The organism is Geofilum rubicundum JCM 15548 (assembly GCF_000974365.1).
GTDB lineage: Bacteria > Bacteroidota > Bacteroidia > Bacteroidales > Marinilabiliaceae > Geofilum > Geofilum rubicundum.
On sequence record NZ_BAZW01000123.1, the window covers coordinates 1 to 3,304 of the forward strand.

Consider the following 3,304-nt stretch of genomic DNA (forward strand, 5'->3'; position numbering starts at 1 on the left):
TGCTTTGTTTTCCCTGTGTTCTGTTAGCTGCCTTGATTGTGGTTTCTGCTCCTTTTGGCTTTCTATTTTGCTTAACCTATAGCTCTCTATTTGTTCGGTCAGCTCTGCAATGGCTCGCTTTAAAACATTGGTACCGGTTTCTAATTGTTCGCTGGCTTTGCCTATAAACTTTTCTAAATAATCGGAGTGGTAAAGGTCGATGGTGTGGCGGATGCTGTGCAATGGGTCGTTTGTATCGGTTCTACTGATTTTAACCGTGATTCTAAGGCGGTCGATTTGCTGCAGGTTGATGCCGCCAAGGATGATGATTTGCAGCTCTTCTGTGGTGTAGGTTATAAAGTCGGGATTTCGGGTGTTTAGCTTTCCCTGTTGTGGCAAGTTCTGTCTTATCTGTACTTCCGGTAATGGTTGTGACTGGGCTTCTCTTTCCTTTATTTCAGTTTTTTCAGTTAAAAAAAAAGGTTCATCCCGTACCGAAGATCGGGAAGGTTTTCGATGCTCGAACAGATGGGTAAAGATTTCAGTTTCGTAAGCCAATGATAAGCTGTTTACGTCTTCGCCTTCGGGCGCTTCAATGGAACTTAGTTTTATTTCTGGCATTAATTCGCTTAGTTCATTCTGATACTTTTCTATGGCTTCATTTCCGGCTTTGTCGCCATCAAAAAAGAAAATGATTTCTTGTAGGTTCTCCAGCTCTCTTATGGCTTGTTTGTGTTCTTCTGTAAGTCCGTTTGTTCCGTAACAAGCTAAAACGCTGTATTCTGTTGTAATTTCCGGCATCAGTAAAAGTGTTGCTGCATCTATGATGGCCTCGGTCAATATCAGTTTGGTGGTTGCCGGTTTCGGATAGCCTGGATAAAGTCCGCAGCGGTCTTTTAAATAGTAGTGTTTCGATTGGTTGTTGTTGGTAGTGCTTCGCCCGTAAATGCTAACGATTTGGTTTTGCTTGTCCTTTAGAGGGAAGATTATGCAGTCCTTTGCAAAAACTTTGTAGGTATTTCCGGTGGCATTGGGAACCGGACTACTGTAAGGGATTAACAGACCGGCATTGATGCAGGCTTTCTGGTCGGCTTCGCTTAATTTGCCCCGGTGATGGAACTGGCCGGAGTTATAACCGATTTCTAAAAGTTCATACTTTAGATTACGGCCTTTCAGGTATTCTTTAGGTTTCACGCTTACAGGATGGTTCAGTCCATTGCAGAAGCTTTCAAAAACCTTGGTTAATATTTCGGTGTGGTTCTCTTTTGCCTGGCTCTTTTGTTGCTTAGGCTTATTGTTTATCGGTGTTATCTCTCCGGTTAGTTCCGTTGCCTTTAATAAACCTTTGTGCTTACTGCCTTCTTTCAGAGTACAAAACTCTATCTGGTCGCCACTTTTGCCGCAGCCAAAGCAATTAAAGGTATTGGTGTTTGGGTAAATCTTCAAGCTTGGCTTATCATCAGGGTGGAAGGGGCATTTGAGCATGTTGTTTCGGTCGGGCTGTAAACCGTAGTGTTTTAGAACTGTGTAGATGCTTAGACGCTGCTTTATTTCTTGGATTTCCATTTTTGAAAATTTTTTGAAATTCTTTTTTCTGAACAATTATTCACAAATGTAGATTATCATTCTGAAACAAACAAGCATTATCAAAATTGTTTATGAAGCTTTATTCACTTAAATTTGCAAATACTGGGTTATTCAATACTTAAAACTGAAGAATACTGTATGAATTTCGGGGAGAAGATGACATTAATACGCAAACAGAAAAAGCTCTCGCAAGCAGAGCTTGGAAAGCGTTCCGGCATCAATGGCGATATTGTCGGGAAGTATGAGCGTAATGAAATGAAGCCAAGCATTGAAACCGCTAAAAAACTGGCGGATGCCCTCGAAGTGTCTTTGGATTACTTGGTGGGTGATGGTGACCTGAAGATTCTGGACAAAAAAACTTTAAAGCGGCTGGAAGATATTGAGAACCTACCCGACGAAGATAGAACCAATATTTTTTATACAATTGACAACCTTATTAAAGCGGCTAAATTAAAGGCGATATAATGACAAAGCCCGGACTTGCCGGGCTTTGTCACTACATTTATATGAAAGCTTAGTTTACAATCTAATTTTGCCTCTAAGCCTCTCGCTCTGCCGCTTGGTTTACCAAGAATGGCAGTTGCAAACTGCCGGTTAAAATTCGACGTAATTACAAATTACGCCGAGCTGCGGGTTAGGACAGCTTTGACTTTAACTCTTCTATTTCAGGAAAATCCTCTTCTATGAATTTTTTAGTGGTATTATGAGTCCTGTAAGTTAAATAAATCTTATTGCCAAATTTAAACTCTCTCTTTAAAAATACAGTATAACACTTACTCATCTTTCCATTTATTCCAATCCCCCCAATCCCTCCTTGGATTTTGGAAATCTCTTGGCACGAAACCCTAATTACTTCACCGTTTAAATCAATGACTAACTCTTCATCTTCTAACACAACTCTGGTGATGTTCTGTTTCTTTAATTTGTTAATTAAAAATAGAGCAATTAACATCCCCCAAAAAAGAATGACTCCAACAGTAAACACATCAACAATTGCAGAATAAATAAATGAAAACACAAGAAAAACAGCTATATAAAACATTCCTTTTTTAATTGCTTCTTCTCTATTAGTAACTGGAAATTCAATCATTTACATATATTTTTTATGTAATTCTCTACTTATTATTTCATCATCTACAGCACCAATTTCATGCTTAATAGCTCTATTTTGGTCTTCTAATTCAAATACCTGCTTTACCTTACTATCATAATCAGCCTCCATTTGTTTATAATTATCAGTGGTCTTATCCTTCAGATTTTCCATTTTTGAGGCTAAATCTTTAGCTTCATCTCTTGTTGCATTTGCCTGCTCTGTAAGTCCATTACTTAGATCCTTGAGACAACTTCTAAAATTCATAAGGTCTTTTGTAGAAGCACCACTTATTACTTCAGTAGCATTATATAATGTTTCTGAAATTCCAACTACTGCAGAAGCTACTTCTTTTGTCGTTGTAAGCATTCCCTTAACAAGCCCTGCTGTTAACGAAACTAAATTATCCGTACTAAGATAAATTGGAACTCCCAAAAATGAACCTTTATATGACAACTGCTCTTCTCTAGTAGGCAGTTTATGAAATCCAAGAACTTCATTAGTTGAATAAACAGCTTCTCCATCCGGGTCAATGAATAAAATGGGATTATTTAATCCATAAACATAGGGAGAACCAAAAAAATACTTTTCAGCCTGAGGGTCCAAAGCGTGCCACCTCCCCAGTGCCGGGTCATACATCCTGGCGCC

4 protein-coding genes are annotated in these 3,304 nt (G+C 38.8%); 1 reads left to right on the forward strand and 3 read right to left on the reverse strand.

Going from position 1 to position 3,304, the window contains the following annotated elements; genetic code table 11:
* Positions 1 to 1,545: CHC2 zinc finger domain-containing protein (locus JCM15548_RS21355; protein WP_162198299.1), on the reverse strand; the 1,545-nt coding region annotated here is incomplete at its 3' end.
* Between the two features lie 114 nt (positions 1,546 to 1,659).
* On the opposite strand from JCM15548_RS21355, the gene JCM15548_RS20175 reads away from it, so the two are divergent.
* The gene (locus tag JCM15548_RS20175; RefSeq protein ID WP_227626069.1) at positions 1,660 to 2,031 is read left to right on the forward strand and encodes a helix-turn-helix domain-containing protein; all 372 of its coding nucleotides are present in this window, start codon (positions 1,660 to 1,662) and stop codon (positions 2,029 to 2,031) included.
* Positions 2,032 to 2,200: 169 nt separating this feature from the next.
* Here JCM15548_RS20175 and JCM15548_RS20180 read toward each other — a convergent pair whose 3' ends face one another.
* A complete protein-coding gene (locus JCM15548_RS20180) occupies positions 2,201 to 2,656 on the reverse strand; it encodes a hypothetical protein (protein ID WP_062128994.1) in 456 nt (151 codons plus the stop codon).
* Positions 2,657 to 3,304 (reverse strand): RHS repeat-associated core domain-containing protein (locus tag JCM15548_RS20185; protein ID WP_305047671.1); only part of this gene is annotated, 648 nt, incomplete at its 5' end.